The sequence below is a fragment of the Paenibacillus salivarius genome, assembly GCF_051307165.1.
Taxonomy (GTDB): Bacteria; Bacillota; Bacilli; order Paenibacillales; family Paenibacillaceae; genus Fontibacillus.
Map to the genome: position 1 here is coordinate 5,388,438 of NZ_CP195592.1, position 15,396 is coordinate 5,403,833.

General features: G+C 54.6%; 15 protein-coding genes and 1 riboswitch. Of the genes, 6 read left to right on the forward strand and 9 right to left on the reverse strand.

Going from position 1 to position 15,396, the window contains the following annotated elements:
• Window positions 1-3: 3 nt before the first annotated feature.
• Complete coding sequence (locus ACSFXJ_RS24940) at window positions 4-1,860, forward strand: sialate O-acetylesterase (RefSeq protein ID WP_435922997.1); 1,857 nt, start codon at window positions 4-6, stop codon at window positions 1,858-1,860.
• Window positions 1,861-1,907: 47 nt separating this feature from the next.
• On the opposite strand, the gene ACSFXJ_RS24945 is transcribed toward ACSFXJ_RS24940, so the two are convergent.
• Window positions 1,908-3,239 carry a hemolysin family protein gene (locus ACSFXJ_RS24945; protein WP_435922998.1) on the reverse strand — a complete coding sequence of 444 codons (1,332 nt, stop codon included), beginning with the start codon at window positions 3,237-3,239 and terminating at the stop codon, window positions 1,908-1,910.
• A 167-nt stretch (window positions 3,240-3,406) separates the two neighbouring features.
• Window positions 3,407-3,994 carry an NAD(P)H-dependent oxidoreductase gene (locus tag ACSFXJ_RS24950; protein WP_435922999.1) on the reverse strand — a complete coding sequence of 196 codons (588 nt, stop codon included), beginning with the start codon at window positions 3,992-3,994 and terminating at the stop codon, window positions 3,407-3,409.
• Between the two features lie 122 nt (window positions 3,995-4,116).
• On the opposite strand from ACSFXJ_RS24950, the gene ACSFXJ_RS24955 reads away from it, so the two are divergent.
• Entirely contained in the window at window positions 4,117-5,130 is a 1,014-nt protein-coding gene (locus ACSFXJ_RS24955; RefSeq protein ID WP_435925864.1) for an AraC family transcriptional regulator, read from the forward strand.
• A gap of 37 nt (window positions 5,131-5,167) precedes the next feature.
• Here ACSFXJ_RS24955 and ACSFXJ_RS24960 read toward each other — a convergent pair whose 3' ends face one another.
• Genes ACSFXJ_RS24960 through thiO form a run of 4 tightly spaced genes read right to left on the reverse strand, consistent with a single transcriptional unit; the run spans window position 5,168 to window position 8,367 of the window.
• Window positions 5,168-6,244, reverse strand: a complete 1,077-nt coding sequence (locus ACSFXJ_RS24960) for a thiazole biosynthesis adenylyltransferase ThiF (RefSeq protein ID WP_435923000.1) — start codon at window positions 6,242-6,244, stop codon at window positions 5,168-5,170.
• Window positions 6,241-7,008, reverse strand: a complete 768-nt coding sequence (locus ACSFXJ_RS24965; protein WP_435923001.1) for a thiazole synthase — start codon at window positions 7,006-7,008, stop codon at window positions 6,241-6,243. The genes ACSFXJ_RS24960 and ACSFXJ_RS24965 overlap by 4 nt, the downstream gene beginning before the upstream one ends.
• 1 nt (window position 7,009) lies before the next feature.
• Window positions 7,010-7,213, reverse strand: coding sequence for a sulfur carrier protein ThiS (thiS, locus tag ACSFXJ_RS24970; protein WP_435923002.1), 204 nt, complete (start codon window positions 7,211-7,213; stop codon window positions 7,010-7,012).
• A 20-nt stretch (window positions 7,214-7,233) separates the two neighbouring features.
• The gene (gene thiO, locus ACSFXJ_RS24975; RefSeq protein ID WP_435923003.1) at window positions 7,234-8,367 is read right to left on the reverse strand and encodes a glycine oxidase ThiO; all 1,134 of its coding nucleotides are present in this window, start codon (window positions 8,365-8,367) and stop codon (window positions 7,234-7,236) included.
• Window positions 8,368-8,565: 198 nt separating this feature from the next.
• Here thiO and ACSFXJ_RS24980 point away from each other — a divergent pair, with 198 nt between their 5' ends.
• Window positions 8,566-10,077 (forward strand): DDE transposase, encoded by a 1,512-nt coding sequence (locus ACSFXJ_RS24980; RefSeq protein WP_435922168.1) that lies wholly within the window; start codon window positions 8,566-8,568, stop codon window positions 10,075-10,077.
• A gap of 98 nt (window positions 10,078-10,175) precedes the next feature.
• Here ACSFXJ_RS24980 and ACSFXJ_RS24985 read toward each other — a convergent pair whose 3' ends face one another.
• Window positions 10,176-10,814, reverse strand: coding sequence for a thiamine phosphate synthase (locus ACSFXJ_RS24985; RefSeq protein ID WP_435923004.1), 639 nt, complete (start codon window positions 10,812-10,814; stop codon window positions 10,176-10,178).
• Window positions 10,815-10,924: 110 nt separating this feature from the next.
• Window positions 10,925-11,031: riboswitch (TPP riboswitch) on the reverse strand.
• 209 nt (window positions 11,032-11,240) lie between these two features.
• Here ACSFXJ_RS24985 and ACSFXJ_RS24990 point away from each other — a divergent pair.
• Window positions 11,241-11,735, forward strand: a complete 495-nt coding sequence (locus tag ACSFXJ_RS24990; protein WP_435923005.1) for a hypothetical protein — start codon at window positions 11,241-11,243, stop codon at window positions 11,733-11,735.
• 62 nt (window positions 11,736-11,797) lie between these two features.
• Here ACSFXJ_RS24990 and ACSFXJ_RS24995 read toward each other — a convergent pair whose 3' ends face one another.
• Complete coding sequence (locus ACSFXJ_RS24995) at window positions 11,798-12,856, reverse strand: NAD(P)/FAD-dependent oxidoreductase (RefSeq protein WP_435923006.1); 1,059 nt, start codon at window positions 12,854-12,856, stop codon at window positions 11,798-11,800.
• A 235-nt stretch (window positions 12,857-13,091) separates the two neighbouring features.
• On the opposite strand from ACSFXJ_RS24995, the gene ACSFXJ_RS25000 reads away from it, so the two are divergent.
• On the forward strand, window positions 13,092-13,313 hold the full coding sequence (locus tag ACSFXJ_RS25000; RefSeq protein WP_435923007.1) for a hypothetical protein: 222 nt from the start codon (window positions 13,092-13,094) through the stop codon (window positions 13,311-13,313).
• A gap of 190 nt (window positions 13,314-13,503) precedes the next feature.
• Complete coding sequence (locus ACSFXJ_RS25005; protein WP_435923008.1) at window positions 13,504-14,184, forward strand: ABC transporter substrate-binding protein; 681 nt, start codon at window positions 13,504-13,506, stop codon at window positions 14,182-14,184.
• Window positions 14,185-14,517: 333 nt separating this feature from the next.
• On the opposite strand, the gene ACSFXJ_RS25010 is transcribed toward ACSFXJ_RS25005, so the two are convergent.
• Window positions 14,518-15,279: an AAC(3) family N-acetyltransferase gene (locus ACSFXJ_RS25010; protein WP_435923009.1), complete on the reverse strand. Its 762-nt coding sequence runs from the start codon at window positions 15,277-15,279 to the stop codon at window positions 14,518-14,520.
• Window positions 15,280-15,396: the final 117 nt, after the last annotated feature.

The following is a 15,396-nucleotide window of genomic DNA, read 5'->3' on the forward strand; positions in this document are numbered from 1 at the left end:
ATCATGTTACGACTGCACGGCATGCTGGGGAACGGCATGGTATTGCAAAGAAACGCAAACGCCGTGATTTGGGGGAAAGCGGGGAGCCATGAGGTTGTTCGGGTTTCTTTTCTCGGAAAAACCTATGAGGTTCCGGCCGACCTAAGCGGAGACTGGCGGGTGACCCTCGAGGAACTCGAGGCAGGCGGTCCCTATGAAATGATGATATCAACCGGTCATGAAGAAATCGTGCTTAGCGACATTCTGGTCGGCGACGTATGGTTGCTCGGCGGTCAATCCAATATGGAACTGCCCGTAAGGAGAACGCTCGATTTGCTGGCGGACGAGGTACGGGACGTGAATCTGCCGTTCATACGCCAATTTGCGGTACCGCAGGTTTATAACTTTCATGCCCCGCAAGAGGAGATTCAAGGGGGCGAGTGGATTGCGGCAAACCCGGAAAGCGTGCTCGGCTTTAGCGCGGCGGGATTCTTTTTTGCCAGGGAACTGTACGAAAAATACAAGGTACCGATCGGCCTCGTACATACCGCGGTAGGCGGAACGCCAATCGAAGCCTGGATCAGCGAGAAAACGCTGCGCGATATCGGCGGATATGACGCAACTTTGGACCGGAACAAGGACGATCAATATGTAAGCGCAACCAAGCAAAGGGAGGAAGCGCGCAACCAAGCCTGGTACGGGCGACTGAACGATACCGATACGGGATTAAAAGAAGGCTGGTTCCGGGCGGACTGGGACGATTCGGATTGGACGGATTTTGAAGTTCCGGGCTCCTGGGCAGGAAGCGAACTGGAAACGGTGCGCGGCTCGGTCTGGTTCCGGCGGGAATTCGAGGTTCCGGCTTCCATGTTGGGAAACGGTACGGGCATCCTGTTGAAGCTCGGGACGGTCGTCGATGCGGACGATACATACATCAATGGGGTTCCCGTCGGGAATACCGGTTATATGTATCCCCCTCGGCGCTATCCCGTGCCGGAAGGACTTCTGAAGCCGGGGAAAAACTCGATCGCCGTCCGGGTGATCAGCACCCAATCGACCGGAGCCTTCGTCAAAGACATGCCGTATAAGCTGGTGGCGGGCGGACAGGAGCTTGACCTGCGGGGCGCATGGAAATACCGGGTTGGTACGGTAACCGAAGCGATGGAGCCGCAAACCTTTTTTCAATATATGCCTTCCGGCGTTTTCAACGGCATGATCGCGCCTTTGCGAAACTTCCGGATCAAAGGGGCGCTATGGTATCAAGGCGAGTCCAACACCGGAAAGCCTGCGGGGTACGCGGACTTGTTCTCGGCGCTGGTTCGGGATTGGCGGCGGAACTTCGGAAGCGGAGAATTTCCGTTTATTTTTACGCAGCTTGCCAATTTGGGAGAGGCCGATCCGTCCCGGACCGATTGGGCCGAGCTCCGGGAGGAGCAGCGAAAGGGGCTGGCGATACCGAACACCGCCATGGCCGTGACGGTCGATATCGGTGAGTACAACGACCTTCACCCGCAGGACAAAATGTCGGTCGGCCTGCGGCTTGCGCTTTGCGCCCGGAAATTGGCCTACGGCGAGACAGATCTGGTTCACAGCGGGCCGATGTTTGAGCGGATGGAGCGGTCCGGAGACGCCGCCGTGCTGCATTTCGAACATGTCGGAAGCGGCCTTGCAACGCCGGACGGCGGCGGGCTCCAAGGATTTGAAATCTGTGGTCCCGATGGCCGGTTTTTCCCGGCGGAAGCCGTGATTTCCGGCGATACGGTCATCGTCAGGCATCATCAAATCCGGCCTGTCGATGTCAGGTATGCTTGGTCCAACAATCCGGAGGGCGCGAATCTCTATAATCGGGAGGGTCTTCCGGCCTCGCCGTTCAGCACATGAGAACGCTCAAAAAATAAGCAGGGCACCCGGCGGGTGCCCTGCTCCATTTATTTTCCCTGAGTCGGGTCCTGATCCGAAATCACCGTTGCCAGAACCTTGGCAATTCGCCGCTCGTCCGTCCCCTCGATCTCAAACCGGATATTTCCGTAAGTGATCGTCAGCTTTTCTTCCGGTCCCGGAATATATCCGAGCTGACCGATCAGGAAACCGCTGAGCGTATCGTAATCCTGCGTGGACAAATCCACCTTCAAAAGCTGCTCCACCTCATAAAGCGGGAGCGTTCCGGCCAGCCGGAACCGGTGCTCGCCGATCTGCTCGAACTCGGCCGCGGGGATCTCCGGCTCGTCATGCTCATCATAGATGTTTCCGACGATCTCCTCGATCAAATCCTCGATGGTAATAATTCCGTCCGTGCCGCCATACTCGTCAATGACAACCGCCAGATGAGCCTTGCTCTTTTGCATCTCCTGAAACAGCTGGTCCGTCCGAATCGATTCCAGGGCGTAGAACGGCTCGCGAATCATTTTCCTCAAATCGAATTGCTCGCTGTCTCCATGCTCGATAAAGTGAATGATATCTTTGGAGTGCAGCACCCCGATTATTTTATCGATATTCCCCTCATAGACGGGAAACCGGGTATATTTCTCCGCATTGACGATGCGTATCGTTTCTTTCAACCCGGCCTCCACCGGAATCGCCGCAATATTCGTCCGATGGGTCATGATGTCCGACACGGTTTTGTTATCCAGCAAAAATACATTGTTGATCAGCTGCTTTTCCAGTTCCTGTATCGTACCCTTTTCCTTCCCGGCGTCGAGCATCATACGGATTTCTTCCTCCGTGACATGCTCCTCGTCCGCATTCGGATCAACGCCGAGCAGCCGTACGATCGTATTGGTCGATACATTCAACAGCTTGACGAACGGGGAGGTCACTTTGGACAACCACATTAACGGTCCTGCCGCAAAAAAGGAAATCGCCTCCGCCTTCTGCAGCGCCAGACGTTTCGGAACCAGTTCGCCCAGCACCAAGGTAAAATAAGATAAAATCAAGGTGACGACCACCGTAGAGACCGTTTCCAGCAGATTGATGTCCAACGGTACTCCCCAGCCGACAAGGGCTTCCGCCAATCTTCCGGCAAAGCTGTCCGCCGCAAACGCGCTCGCCAGAAAGCCGGCTAACGTAATCCCGATCTGGATCGTCGCCAGAAAGTTGCCCGGCTGATCCAGCAGCGCCTGAACCACCTTCGCTTTCTTGTGGCCCTCGCTTGCCATATGCCTAATTTTATTGTCGTTTAAGGATACCAACGCCATCTCGGATGCCGCAAAAAATGCATTCACAAAAATAAGTACGACCAAGACCAAAATTTCTATGCCCAAAAAAGGTTCCCTCCGATTCAAGTCTTTTCCGCTATCGTCCCCTATTTGCGCGCAACCATTCCGTCTTAACGCCGATAAATAAAAGAGACGCCTGCCTCATAATACGGCAAGCCTCCCGAATTCGTTGCATTTAATTAGGCAAAAAATGAACGTATTGCCAAAAAACTTTACGCCAGCACGCTCCCCAATTTCCTTACCTTATCCAGCCATCCTTTGCGCTTCTCCTCCGTGGACGGCCTGACCGGGCCAAACTCCGTGATCCGAACCGGATTCACGCCGCAAAACTGCAAAATGTTCCGCTTCATGACGCCGTGTCCTGCCCGCTTGTATATGAACCGATTGTAAAAGGAGGGCGTATCCATGGTAACGATCAGACGGGCGGTTTTTCCGGTGAGCAGCTTATCCCAAAACGGGGAATTCTCCCGGTACTTGTATGCGAAGCCCGGCAGGAAGACGCGGTCGAAAAACCCTTTCAGAATCGCGGGCATCGTCCCCCACCAGGTCGGATACACAAAGACGAGGTGATCGGCCTCGCGAATCCAGGCCTGCGCTTGAACCAGGCAGTCCTCCAGCTCGGTTCTTTTGCGGTAACCGTATTTTAGATTCGGTTCAAACTCAAGCTCGCTGAGGTTTAATCGACGAACGCGAACATTCGGGTGACTGCCCGCCACGCCCTCGGAGTATGCCTGCGCCAAGGCTGAGCAATAACTTTCCGCGTCCGGGTGACCATTGATAACGAGAATATTGGTTTTCAAAACGATCTCCTCCTCCATGGGGTTGTAAGTTATACTCAGCATAGAAGGTTTACAAGCCGGCGAAAATGATAAACCGCGCAAATAAATTATAAAATCACGCAAAGGGGGAGTGACGTTTGAATATGCATGGAATCGCGATCTCCATGGTCTACCCGATCATGAAAACGCTCGCCCGCAAAGGATTCGAACCGGGTCGTTTTTTCGAAGCCGTAGGGTTTGACACGGCGCTTCTGCAGGATGTGGAGGCGCGGATCGAGGACAGCGAGCTCGAGAGACTCATGATTGCCGCGGCGGAATACACGAAGGACGAACATTTCGGCCTGCATCAAGGCCAGCTGATGGATATTGCGGATATGGGGATTTTCGGATACGTCATGATGCACTCCGGCACTGTGGCCGACGCGCTTTCCGCCTACCGGAGGTACAATATGATTTTGTGCAGCGGATATAATTTGGATTGGGATGTGCATGGAAGTACTGTGGCGATACGGCTGTTTGCCAGTTCTCCCGAGACCCGAATGTCCCGCCATTGTATGGAGGACATGGCTTGTTCGTTGTACTGCCTGATCGGCAGGCTGAGCAACCGGAGAATCGAACTGCAGGATCTTACGTTTACGCACCCTTCCCCTGCGGATCAGGCTCCCTATTCGGCGGCATTCGGCATTCTTCCGCGCTTCGGGAGCGATGCCAACATCCTGAGAATGAGCAAGGACGTGCTCGACTTCCCGATTCTGTATGCCGACCCCAAGCTGCTCGGCATGTTCGAACGCATTGCGGCTGAAACGAAAAATAAGCTGCTGGGCGGCGAGGAGTTCTCCGACCGGGTCTTCCATTGGCTCATGAGCTGCATGCCGTCGCATTTCCCGACACTCAAGCAAACGGCGGATTCATTTCATATGAGCGCCAGAACCCTGCAAAACAAGCTCAAAGAAGAAAACACCTCGTACAACGACCTGTCGGTTCGGGTTCGCAAGGAATTGGCCTTGAACTACCTGCAGAAAAAAGAGTATTCCATCGGCGAAATCGCCTATTTACTGCATTTTTCGGAGCCAAGCGCCTTCCATAGCGCCTTCAAAAAATGGACCGGAGTTGCGCCCGGACAATACCGCAGCTTGCACCGGACCTCGGCCTCTTAAGCCGAAGGCGGAGGGGTGAAGCAGGGGAGTTGCTCCCCTACCCCAGATAGCGGTGGTACAGCGTCCGGGCCTCGCTGATATCGTTGCACCCGTGAACGAACACCCTGCCGTCCTGGAACAGCACCAATCTCTTCCTCTCTACGGAAAAAGAAAGCAAGAACGGGTTCCGCTCCACGCGGAGACCCTGACTCGTCAACCGTTGGCCGATTTGCTCCAGCTCCCTCGTTTCCCGTTGGGCCGGCCTGATCTGCACCGTATCTCTCCCGCACAACACCGCTGCCTTGGTCTGATTTTCATAGGATAAATGAGGATAAGTACGTTGTTCGCCGCATGAAGGGCAAGTGCTCTTACGAAGGGAGGAGACGTCGATCGCACTGTACTGGTTCTTCCATAGGTCAAAAGAAACCAGCTTCGTCCGTAGCGCCCCCTCGTCTCCCGCCAGCAGCTTCAGCGCTTCCGCCGTTTGATGGGCGACGACCATTTGGACGGCGGGCTGAATCACCCCCACCGTGTCACAGGTCACTCCGCCCATCGGAATGGATTCCATCAAGCAGTTCAGGCACGGCGTACGCCCCGGAAGAATGGTGTAGCTCAGGCCGTAGCTTCCGACGCAAGCCCCGTAAATCCAGGGAATTCCGGTCTGTTGCGATACATCGTTGATGATCATGCGAACGTCAAAATTATCGGCGGCGTCGATGATCAAATCCACGTCTCTCCCCGCCAATTCCTCCAGCTCGGCGACGCCGGCATCCAGCGTATGCGCGGTGATTTCAACCTCCGAATTGATGGCCTTTAACCGCTGGGCCGCCGCCACCGCTTTGGGCAATCGGGCCTTGGCGTCTTCCTCTTCGTAGAGCTGCTGCCGCTGCAGATTGCTCCAATCGACATAGTCCCGATCGATCAGCGTCAGCCGACCGATTCCGGCCCGCACGAGATTTTCCGCATTGGCCGAACCCAGCGCCCCGGCTCCGATGATGAGCACATGCTTCTTCGAGAGTCGCCGTTGGCCTGTTTTGCCGATCGGCGTGAACAGCTCCTGGCGCGAGTAGCGCCCGGTGGACGCTTCGGTCTCGCGGACCCCATGAGTGTCGGCCGTTTGGTGCTGCCCGCTCAACCGACGATCATCCCTTCCGTCGGGCTGCTGGCGCTCGCATACCGCTTCTTCGGCATCCGGCCGGCCTCAAACCCGAGACGCCCCGCTTCAATCGCCAGCTTCATCGCCAGCGCCATTTTCACCGGGTTTTTCGCCGCGGATACCGCGGTGTTGAGCAGCACGCCGTCCGCGCCAAGCTCCATGGCCAGCGCCGCATCCGCCGGACTGCCCACGCCCGCGTCGACGATGACCGGAACGGTCGCCTGCTCGATGATGAACTGCAGGTTCAGCGGATTGATAATCCCCTGCCCCGAGCCGATCGGCGAGGCGCAAGGCATCACCGCATGACAGCCCATCTCCTGCAATTTTCTGGCCAGCACAACGTCATCCGACGTGTAGGGAAGGACGATGAACCCTTCCGCAAGCAGCGCTTCGGACGCTTTCAACGTCTCGACCGGATCGGGGAGCAGGGTTTTATCGCATCCGATGACCTCCACCTTGATCATGTCGCATAATCCCGACGCCTTCGCCAGCCGGGCGATCCGGACCGCCTCGTCGGCCGTTTTGGCTCCCGCGGTATTCGGCAGCAGCTTGTATTTGCTCAAATCGAGCTTCTCCAAAAAATTCGGCTGGCTCGGTTCAAAAATATTCATCCTCCGCACCGCAAAGGTCAGTACTTCCGTGTCGGAAGCCGCCACCGCCCGCTTCTGAGTTTCAAAATCCGGGTATTTCCCCGTACCGAGCAACAAGCGCGATTGAAATTGGTAAGGTCCTATTTTTAACATGTCATCCGCCTCCCACAAAATGAACGATTTCGATCCGGTCCCCGTCCGAGAGCGCCGCCTCGGCATGTCCGGACTTTTCCAATACCGACTGATTCAGTTCCACGATTAACACCTTCTGGTCGAGCCCATAATGCCGCAGCAAATCGGCGACCGTCCGAATCGACTCCGGAACCTGCAAGGTTTCCCCGTTAATCACCAGCTTCATCCGATTGTTTTCACCTCCGTTTAATTTGGAACCGACTGACGTAGCCGATCCAGACCGAACGCCTTCATATCCGCTGCGAATTCATGCTCCTTGCCCTCTACCAGGTCGGCCATGTATTTCCCGGTCGCAGGCGCGAGCAGAATACCTTTCCGATAATGCCCGGCAGCCACAAACAAATTCGAATGATCGGGATGCGCTCCCAAATAAGGTAGCCCGTCACCCAAAAGCGGGCGTATTCCCGCCCAAGCGCGATCCCATACGGCATCAGCCAGCCCTGGAAGCAACCGCTGCGCCTGCTCCAACAGCTGGAGCACCGCGCTAGAGGACACCCGTTCATCCCATGACCCCGGTTTGACCGTGGCACCGATCAGCAGCTTCCCCGAACTCTTTGGAACGATATAGCATCCTTCTGAATGAATACTCCCCTTGATCAGCGGAGCCGATGAAATGACGGACACACACTCCCCTTTCACCGGGGTCATCGGCAGCTCAAGGCCGGTCCCGGCCAGCAACTCGCCGCTCCAAGCTCCGCCTGCCGTCACAAACGAATCGGCGTAAAAGTCCCCTTGTCCGGTCCGAACCCCAACCGTCTTCCCGTCCTCGATAATCCATTCCCGCACACTCGTAAACTCATGAATTTCAGCGCCCAGTGCAACCGCCGCACGTGCAAAAGCCAACGACAACTCATACGATTGCACCTGCCCGTCCCGCGCAATGTACATCGCGCCCAATACCTGTTCGGAGACGGCCGGCTCCCGGTCACGCAGCTCCACGGCGGACAGCCAATCCGCCTGCTCTCCGCAACGCCGATGCAGCTCCGCCTGCTTCTGTAGCTCCTCCGCCTCTTCGAGTGTCGTCGCCACTTTATACATGCCTTGGTCGATATATCCGATATGTACGCCCGACAGCTCTTCAAGATCGTCAATCACCGCCGGAAACATCGCCCGGCTTCTTCGCGCGAGACGAGAAAAGGGGCCGTCTTCCGCAAGTTCCGTCTGCGCCTCCAGCATTCCGGCTGCCGCCCCCGAAGCTTTGCAGGCGATCTGCCCCGACTCAAGAACGGCGACCTTCCATCCTCTTTTCGCCAAAAAATAAGCCGTCGCGTTCCCGATAATTCCACCGCCGATCACGACGCAATCCGCATGCTTACCCAACCTGATCCCCTCCACTGGTTAATGTAAGCCTCTCGGAATTCACCATTCCGCATTAGCCCTGGCCTGACGGCCAGGGTCTTTATTTGTTTCACCCCCAAAGTATGGTGCGAACAAACTTTCCTCTTGACTTTTTCGAAACACCCCAATAATCGCCGAGAAGGCATTTTTATTGCCTACCTTTTAATTTGGGTGATTGTAATGTCGATTGTATCTCGTTCTCATCAGGACTACCTGGCCTTCGTACGCGATCAACTTCGAAAGGAGTACAACTCCCCGGAAGCTATGCGGTTTTTGCAGCGCTTCTACAGCGATATCATCTTCTGGATCACAGCGATTGACCTGTCCGCTGCAGCTTCCTTGATGCAGTCGGCCTATTCTTCTAAGCCAAGAGGCCGAAAGCCTCACGATCCCGCCGACATGCTCCGCTGCCTGCTCCTTATGACCAAGCTTGAGCTGAGCGTCGATGAGGGGGTCGTCGCCATTCGCACGACGCCTGTTTATGCCATTCTTTGCGGTTTCAACCCTGGCGAGTCGCCGGGCGTCGGGACGTTCTACGACTTTTTCCCCCGGCTTTGGCGGGCATCCAAGCCGCATAAGACTGGGCGCATCAAACGTCGCCTGAAGAAGCCGCGAAAGAAAGGCAAGAAGAATGAAAAGCAGGAACCCAAAAACCCAAAAATTACGGAGAGGCTCGTCTCCCGCGTCCTGCGCGAGGGCAAAATCCACTATGCCCCCAAGGAGCACGACCTGTTGCAGCAATTGTTTCAAACCATGTTTGTCGCACCTTCCGCGGCAAAGGGATTGCTCGGTGATACGAACGCTTTTCGCGTCATCGGCGATGGATCTCCAGTTGAAGCCGGGGCGCGTTCCTTCGGTAAATTCCTTTGCGATTGCCGCAAGTCGGGCAACTGGAAATGTACCTGCAAACGGCAATTTTCCGATCCCGATGCAGATTGGGGCTGGGACAGCTACCGCGAGAAGTATTACTACGGACGCACGCTTTACATGTTTACCGCCGCGGACAGCGCCTATGATCTGCCCGTGTATCCGCGATTGTTTCGCGCCAGCCAACACGATGCCGTATCGTGGATTTGCGGTTACCGCGAACTTCGCTACTGGTACGCGGATTGGAAGGTGGGAGAGGCGATCTTGGATTCGGCCCACGACGCCCTCCCGATCTATACCATGCTGGAACATGATGATGTTAGCAGCATCATCGACCTGAATCTCAGGCGTTCCGGGCATACGGTATACAATGAAATGAAAATAAACTCCGATGGTGTTCCCGTCTGCCCCATTGGTCGCAAGATGTCCTGCTGGGGCAAGTGTCCGGGGCGGCAGCGTATCAAGTGGCGCTGCCCCGCCAAAGTTGGAAAATGGGAGTGTCCTACTCCGTGTTCGCCTTCCGAGTACGGAAGAACGTTCTATACGTCGACAGCCGATAATCCGCGCTTGTTCCCACGCATCCGCCGTGATAGCAAGGAATGGAGAAAGCGTTACGCGATGCGAACCGGCGTTGAGCGTTGCATTAAGCGTCAGAAGACTGATTACAAGTTGGAATCTTCGCGCGGCCGCAGTTCACGTCACTGGAACATTCGAGTTTATCTTATTGCCATGTGTCAGCACGCTGACGCATGGTTCGAAGAAGCAAAGAAACAAAAACTGTTGCCATCCATTCAGCATTGGCTTAACGAATCTGTTGCCGCATAAGCCCAATTTTTAAAAAATGGAGGACCTTGTGTTTCTTTGGCATGCGCATTCATGAAAATCGCTTTCATTATCGTGCTAGTATTCATTTTTTGCGCTCATCACCCCTCGCTCGAACTCGAATCCCCCAGTTTAATCCGAGCTCCTATTAATGATTCCGCGTATTTCATGGCTGCTTTCTTTGGGTCCTCCGCCCGCAAAATGCCGGACATGACGGCAATGCCGTCCACTCCTGTGCCCAGCACCTCTTCCACATGCTCCGGCTTGATTCCGCCAATGGCCAACACCGGTATGCGCAGAGCCCGTTTGATGGCCGTGAGTTCCTCAAGCCCCTTCGGCGGCCGCCCCTCCTTGGACCGGGTCGCATACACATGTCCATATAGCACATAATCGGCGCCCCTGCGCTCCATATCCACCGCCTCTTCGTACGAGTGAACCGAGCCGCCTGCCGTGAGCGTCGGCATCATGCTTTTGACGACGTCGACCGGTAAACTGTGGTAGGCAAGATGTACCCCGGCACACACCGCCTTGGCGACATCGGCCCGGTCGTTGATGATGATTTTGCTCAGGGGAACTCCCTTGCCGACCAAAGACTGAACCGCCTCATATACTTCTTTTGCGGCCCTTTTCTTTTCCCGGATATGAAATTTGTCCACAAACGGCTCGATCTCTGCTGCGATGCCCGCGAACGCGGACAAGGACAGCTCCCCGTCCGAAATGACGTGCAGTTGCTTTTTCATCCCGGCCTCCTTCCCGCGTTGATCGTCTTCATGACAACAAAAAAACCACCTTCGCCATAGAAAGTGGTTGTATAGGGCAAAACATCACGAATCGAGATCGCGAATGCCAGGTTCCCGTTACGCCACTTCCCTCCGCTGGTACGAGCCAGATCAGGTTCCAAGGGTCTTAAAGTTCACTTTAATCTCAGCCTTATGCAAGGCACCCCTAGTGGTTTTTCGTTGTATGAAATTGGTATTTATTGCTGTCCCCAACCTATCACGGTCTCAAAAAAATGTCAATCCGGGATCCGGGATGACCTTGTCTTTGCTTCGCCAAGGCGGAAACCTTATACTGGACAATGGAACCTGTGATTGTACATCGTGCCGGATCTGTGGGTACCGAATACATAGTTCCGACCTATCAATTCTATGTGCCGGAGGCCGAAGATGCTATCCTTTGAACAAAAACTGCAAGTGTTGGATTCCTTTCCCGAGCTGACGAGAAAAAATGTATCCCTGGGCCGGGTCAATTATCAGTATGAGCAAAGCGTGCACGACAAAAAAACGGTAGCGTACCACCTGCACCCTAACGGGAACGGCTACATTTATGCCGCCATGCTGGAAGGCTACGAGCCCGATGACAAGGGTTACGTCAACATCCGGGATTTGCCGGAAAATGAACTGCGCGAACTGGTGCGAAAGTCGATCGATTCCCTGGCAACCGGGGGTCGGGAGATTTCAAACGGGGACCGGTCCGAACCTCCGCGCAAGGAAACGCCAGGCGGAACCTGGACCGATGCGAAGGGAAATGTGCTGACGCTTAAATACGAGGATGACCTTTGGTATCTGTATGCGGGGCTGAATCTGGAGATGGCGTTTGAAACCCGGGAAGAAGCCGGGGAGTATCTGGCCGAGGAAGGCTTTCAACCTGTGAAAAAATAAGGAAAGAGCAGTTCCGCCATTTTGGAGCTGCTCTTTTTTGCCTGAAGATGTTCAAGAATGGATCAATCCGCCATCGACATGAACAGCTGTTTTTTCAGCTCCCGGTTTCTCTCGTTGAAAAGGTCGTTGTGCGAAGACACCATCCCATACGCCTCGGCATCCGGGGTAATGTATTGCTTGGCTTTGTTGACGGCGTTGGCGGCGTCCTGAAAAGCCCCCGCGATCAGGTGCAGCTTCCCTTCATGAGCCAAAATGTCCCCTGCGGCGTAGATTCCCTCGACCGAGGTTTCACTCATCGGGGTTCCGTCGATGCCGTATTCGTTTTTCATGGCGATTTTCACTTCGCTGTTCTCCAGGAGCGCTTTATCGCGGTCATAACCATGGCTCACGACCACGTGATCGATGTCCAGCTCTACCGTGGAGCCGTCCTCGTTGTTTTTCAAAAGCACGCTGCGGATCGCTTCCCGGTCCGGCGTCCCGATCAGCTTCTCGATCGAGGTGTTCAAAAGACATACGACGTCGCTCTTCATCAGCTTCGTCACTTCCGCTTCGTGCCCTTTTAGCACTTCCTTGCGGTAAGACAGGTACACTCTCCCGGCAATCGGCGCGATCTCGTTAGCCCAATCGATCGCCGTGTTGCCTCCGCCCGAGATCAATACCGTCTTCCCTTTGAACCGGCCTAACGATTTCACCGTATAATGCAGGTTGCTCACTTCGAACCGTTCCGCGCCCTCAATATCGAGCTTCGTCGGATTCAGGATGCCTCCCCCGATGGCAAGAATAATCGTCCTGGAATAGTGCTTGGCGCCCGATGCGGTATGCAGCGTGAAAATGCGGTCCTCGCCTTGGGTAATCGAGGTGACCTTCTCTCCAAGGACAATTTCGGGATCAAAAGTCCGGCCCTGCTCGATCAACTGTCGCATCAACTGCTCCCCGGTGACCGGGGTCAGGCCGCCGATATCCCAAATCATTTTTTCCGGGTAAACGTTCACTTTACCGCCGAGAAAGGGCTGGAATTCGATCAGCTTCGTTTTCATTTCGCGCAAGCCGCTGTAGAAGGCGGAATATAGTCCCGCCGGTCCTCCGCCGATAATGGTGACATCGAATACGTTTTGTTCCATCCTGAAAACTCCCCTTTATATGAATTTAGAATCATCCACCTTGTCATCCGCTCCCGCTCCAGCAGCTCCGTCAAATAAGCGGTCGCAATTGCCGCGATATGTCCTTGATCCGCCTCGCTCAACGGATCCAAAATTATTTACAAAATTTACTTGTCACAGGGATAGAACCATCGTATCATATCTAACTGAGAATGAAAATCATTATTATTTGGCTTAGGAAGGGATTTGGAATTCCATGCAAAAAAATATAAAGCGCGTCAGCGCCCTGATGGCCATGTCCGCGCTTCTTCTGATTGTGTCCGCCTGCGGGAACGGAGCGGAACCGACGGCAAGCACGTCCTCATCCGATGCCGCGTCAGCCGGGAACCAAACATCGGAAAATGCCTCGACGACGCCGGCCTCCGCCGAAGCTGCCTCATCCGCCGATACGAAAGACGGCCTAACCGCACACGGATAGCAACTACGGCAGCGACTGAACTTGAGCAAACCTTCGATAAAGCACCGCGGCGGGTTGTCGCCAACACCCGAGGCGTAACGGAGCTGTCTGCTGAAGCTCGGGCCGGTGGATCGCATCGTTGGAACCGCCGCCTCTACGGAAAGCCGTATCCGGATGTGGTGAGGATTACGCGCCCTAAATCACGGTATTGGTGAGTGACGATACAAACAAGGAATTGGTGCTCGGCGCGAAGCCGGACCTCGTGGGGTGCCGGGGCGAGCAGTTTACGATTGAAGAGTGGGGGCATGGAACGGTGAAAGACTTGAACACATTGGGAATACGAACTTATATGCAGCATGCCAGCCGTCCCGGCACGACGATGGACGATTTGTTTACCGATATCGAGCAGTTCGGAAAAATCTTCAACATGCAAAGGCGGACATCCGAGTTCGGCGTCAGTCTAAAGGAGCGGCTCGATGCCATATCTGCCAAGTTGGAACCTATCGGCAAAGCGCGTACTTTCGTGTTTATGGTCAACTATAACGGAAATAAAGCCTCCCTTTTTGCGGGCGAATCGCTCGCGTATCAAAACGATGCCGTAAAACGGCTGAAGCTCGTCCCGGCAACGAACGAGATAGGCGACGGCGTAGGCGTAGAGAAGCTGCTTGCCATGAATCCCGACGTGATTTTGTACATGGATTTTTTAGGCAGCGGACTTGCCAACCCTGTCGAAAAGATCTATGCGAATAAGGCGCTGCAGGACCTGAACGCCGTTAAGAATAAGCAGATCTTTGTTATTCAATACAACACCTTTATGACATACAGCTTCAATATCGTTGCCGGCATTGAGGATCTGGCGAAAGAAATGTATCCGGATCTGATGGGAGAATGACGTTCATCGTTGCGACGGTCATCTGCTTGATGGCTTTCGTCAAAAACTCAAGAGAGTTAACGGAACTCACAGCCGTTATTCTCTTGCAAACGCTGAATTAGATAATCTAACGGAACTGAAAGCCGCTATTTTGCCTTCAAACCAGGTTATTTCCCTTGAAAGTCGCCAATAAGAGCGCTGAGTTCCGTTAGGGCTTGAAAATGTTACTTTTAGGCCAAATAAGGGCTGTGAGTTCCGTAAGCGTCTGTTGAGTCAATTCGATTATCGACAAAGAGGGCTGCTCCCGCGTCATCGTCAGACGTCGGTAGCAGCCCCACGCTATAGAGTTATGAATTACGCCTTTAACGGTTCATTATCCGAAAACAGATCTGGGTTGTCGCGAAGCATCTCCGATAGGATCTCCGTCATCTTGACCGTATCGCAGACCAATACGTCCGCATCGCCCAGTTTCGAACGGTACAGCGCCCCTTGTTCTTCAAGCACGCCTTCCACTTTCCAGAAGTGCTCCGACCAAGGCAGCCCACAATGACGCCGGGATGGGACCGGAATTTCGGTTCCGTCGGCAAGCACCGTATAAAGCTTCTCATGGCCATCGGTAAGCCTGCCGGGGATATCCACCCATTCTTCGATCCCGTGAATAAATGTGTTTCTCCGTAAATCGACGCCGACGAGGAGAATGGTCGCTTTTCGGTCCAGCAATCTGCCCCAGGCGGACTCCCGATGGCAAGGCGTGTCCCACCGCTCGTCTCCCGCCGTAAATGCCGCGGCATCCTTGCCTAGTGCAGCCACGGAATGCGTCGGGTGAAGCGAACGAACCACACCGAGACGTTTTCGGAACAATTCCGGCAGAATGCCTACGTTAACCTCGGAGGTCTCGACGTAAAACTTGGGATTGTCCGCATTGATGTATGCCCACGTATGCGTCGGCAACACCAGCAAGCCGTCCTTCATATACTCCGAGAGGGCATCCAGGACCGTGTCCGCCCCTCCCTCCACATCGCCGATCTTTTTCATCGAGGAATGTATCAGTACCGTTCCAAGCCGGTCAATGCCAGCGCTTTCAAGTTGAGCGATCAAGCTCTGCTTCGTATGCATGATAACCTCCAACTATTGTTAGCAATGAATGATATGACTCCCATTATACCTCTCCTGGATTTTACATCAAGCCTTCAAAAAACCGCCGTAAGCGATGGGTCGCTAACGGCGGCTGCT

Coding starts and splice junctions, on each gene's coding strand:
- ACSFXJ_RS24940 (WP_435922997.1), top strand. CDS start 4: ATGTTACGACTGCACGGCATGCTGGGGAACGGCATGGTATTGCAAAGA.
- ACSFXJ_RS24955 (WP_435925864.1), top strand. CDS start 4,117: ATGCATGGAATCGCGATCTCCATGGTCTACCCGATCATGAAAACGCTC.
- ACSFXJ_RS24965 (WP_435923001.1), bottom strand. CDS start 7,008: ATGTTAAAAATAGGACCTTACCAATTTCAATCGCGCTTGTTGCTCGGT.
- thiS (WP_435923002.1), bottom strand. CDS start 7,213: ATGAAGCTGGTGATTAACGGGGAAACCTTGCAGGTTCCGGAGTCGATT.
- ACSFXJ_RS24980 (WP_435922168.1), top strand. CDS start 8,566: ATGTCGATTGTATCTCGTTCTCATCAGGACTACCTGGCCTTCGTACGC.
- ACSFXJ_RS24985 (WP_435923004.1), bottom strand. CDS start 10,814: ATGAAAAAGCAACTGCACGTCATTTCGGACGGGGAGCTGTCCTTGTCC.
- ACSFXJ_RS24990 (WP_435923005.1), top strand. CDS start 11,241: ATGCTATCCTTTGAACAAAAACTGCAAGTGTTGGATTCCTTTCCCGAG.
- ACSFXJ_RS24995 (WP_435923006.1), bottom strand. CDS start 12,856: ATGGAACAAAACGTATTCGATGTCACCATTATCGGCGGAGGACCGGCG.
- ACSFXJ_RS25000 (WP_435923007.1), top strand. CDS start 13,092: ATGCAAAAAAATATAAAGCGCGTCAGCGCCCTGATGGCCATGTCCGCG.
- ACSFXJ_RS25010 (WP_435923009.1), bottom strand. CDS start 15,279: ATGCATACGAAGCAGAGCTTGATCGCTCAACTTGAAAGCGCTGGCATT.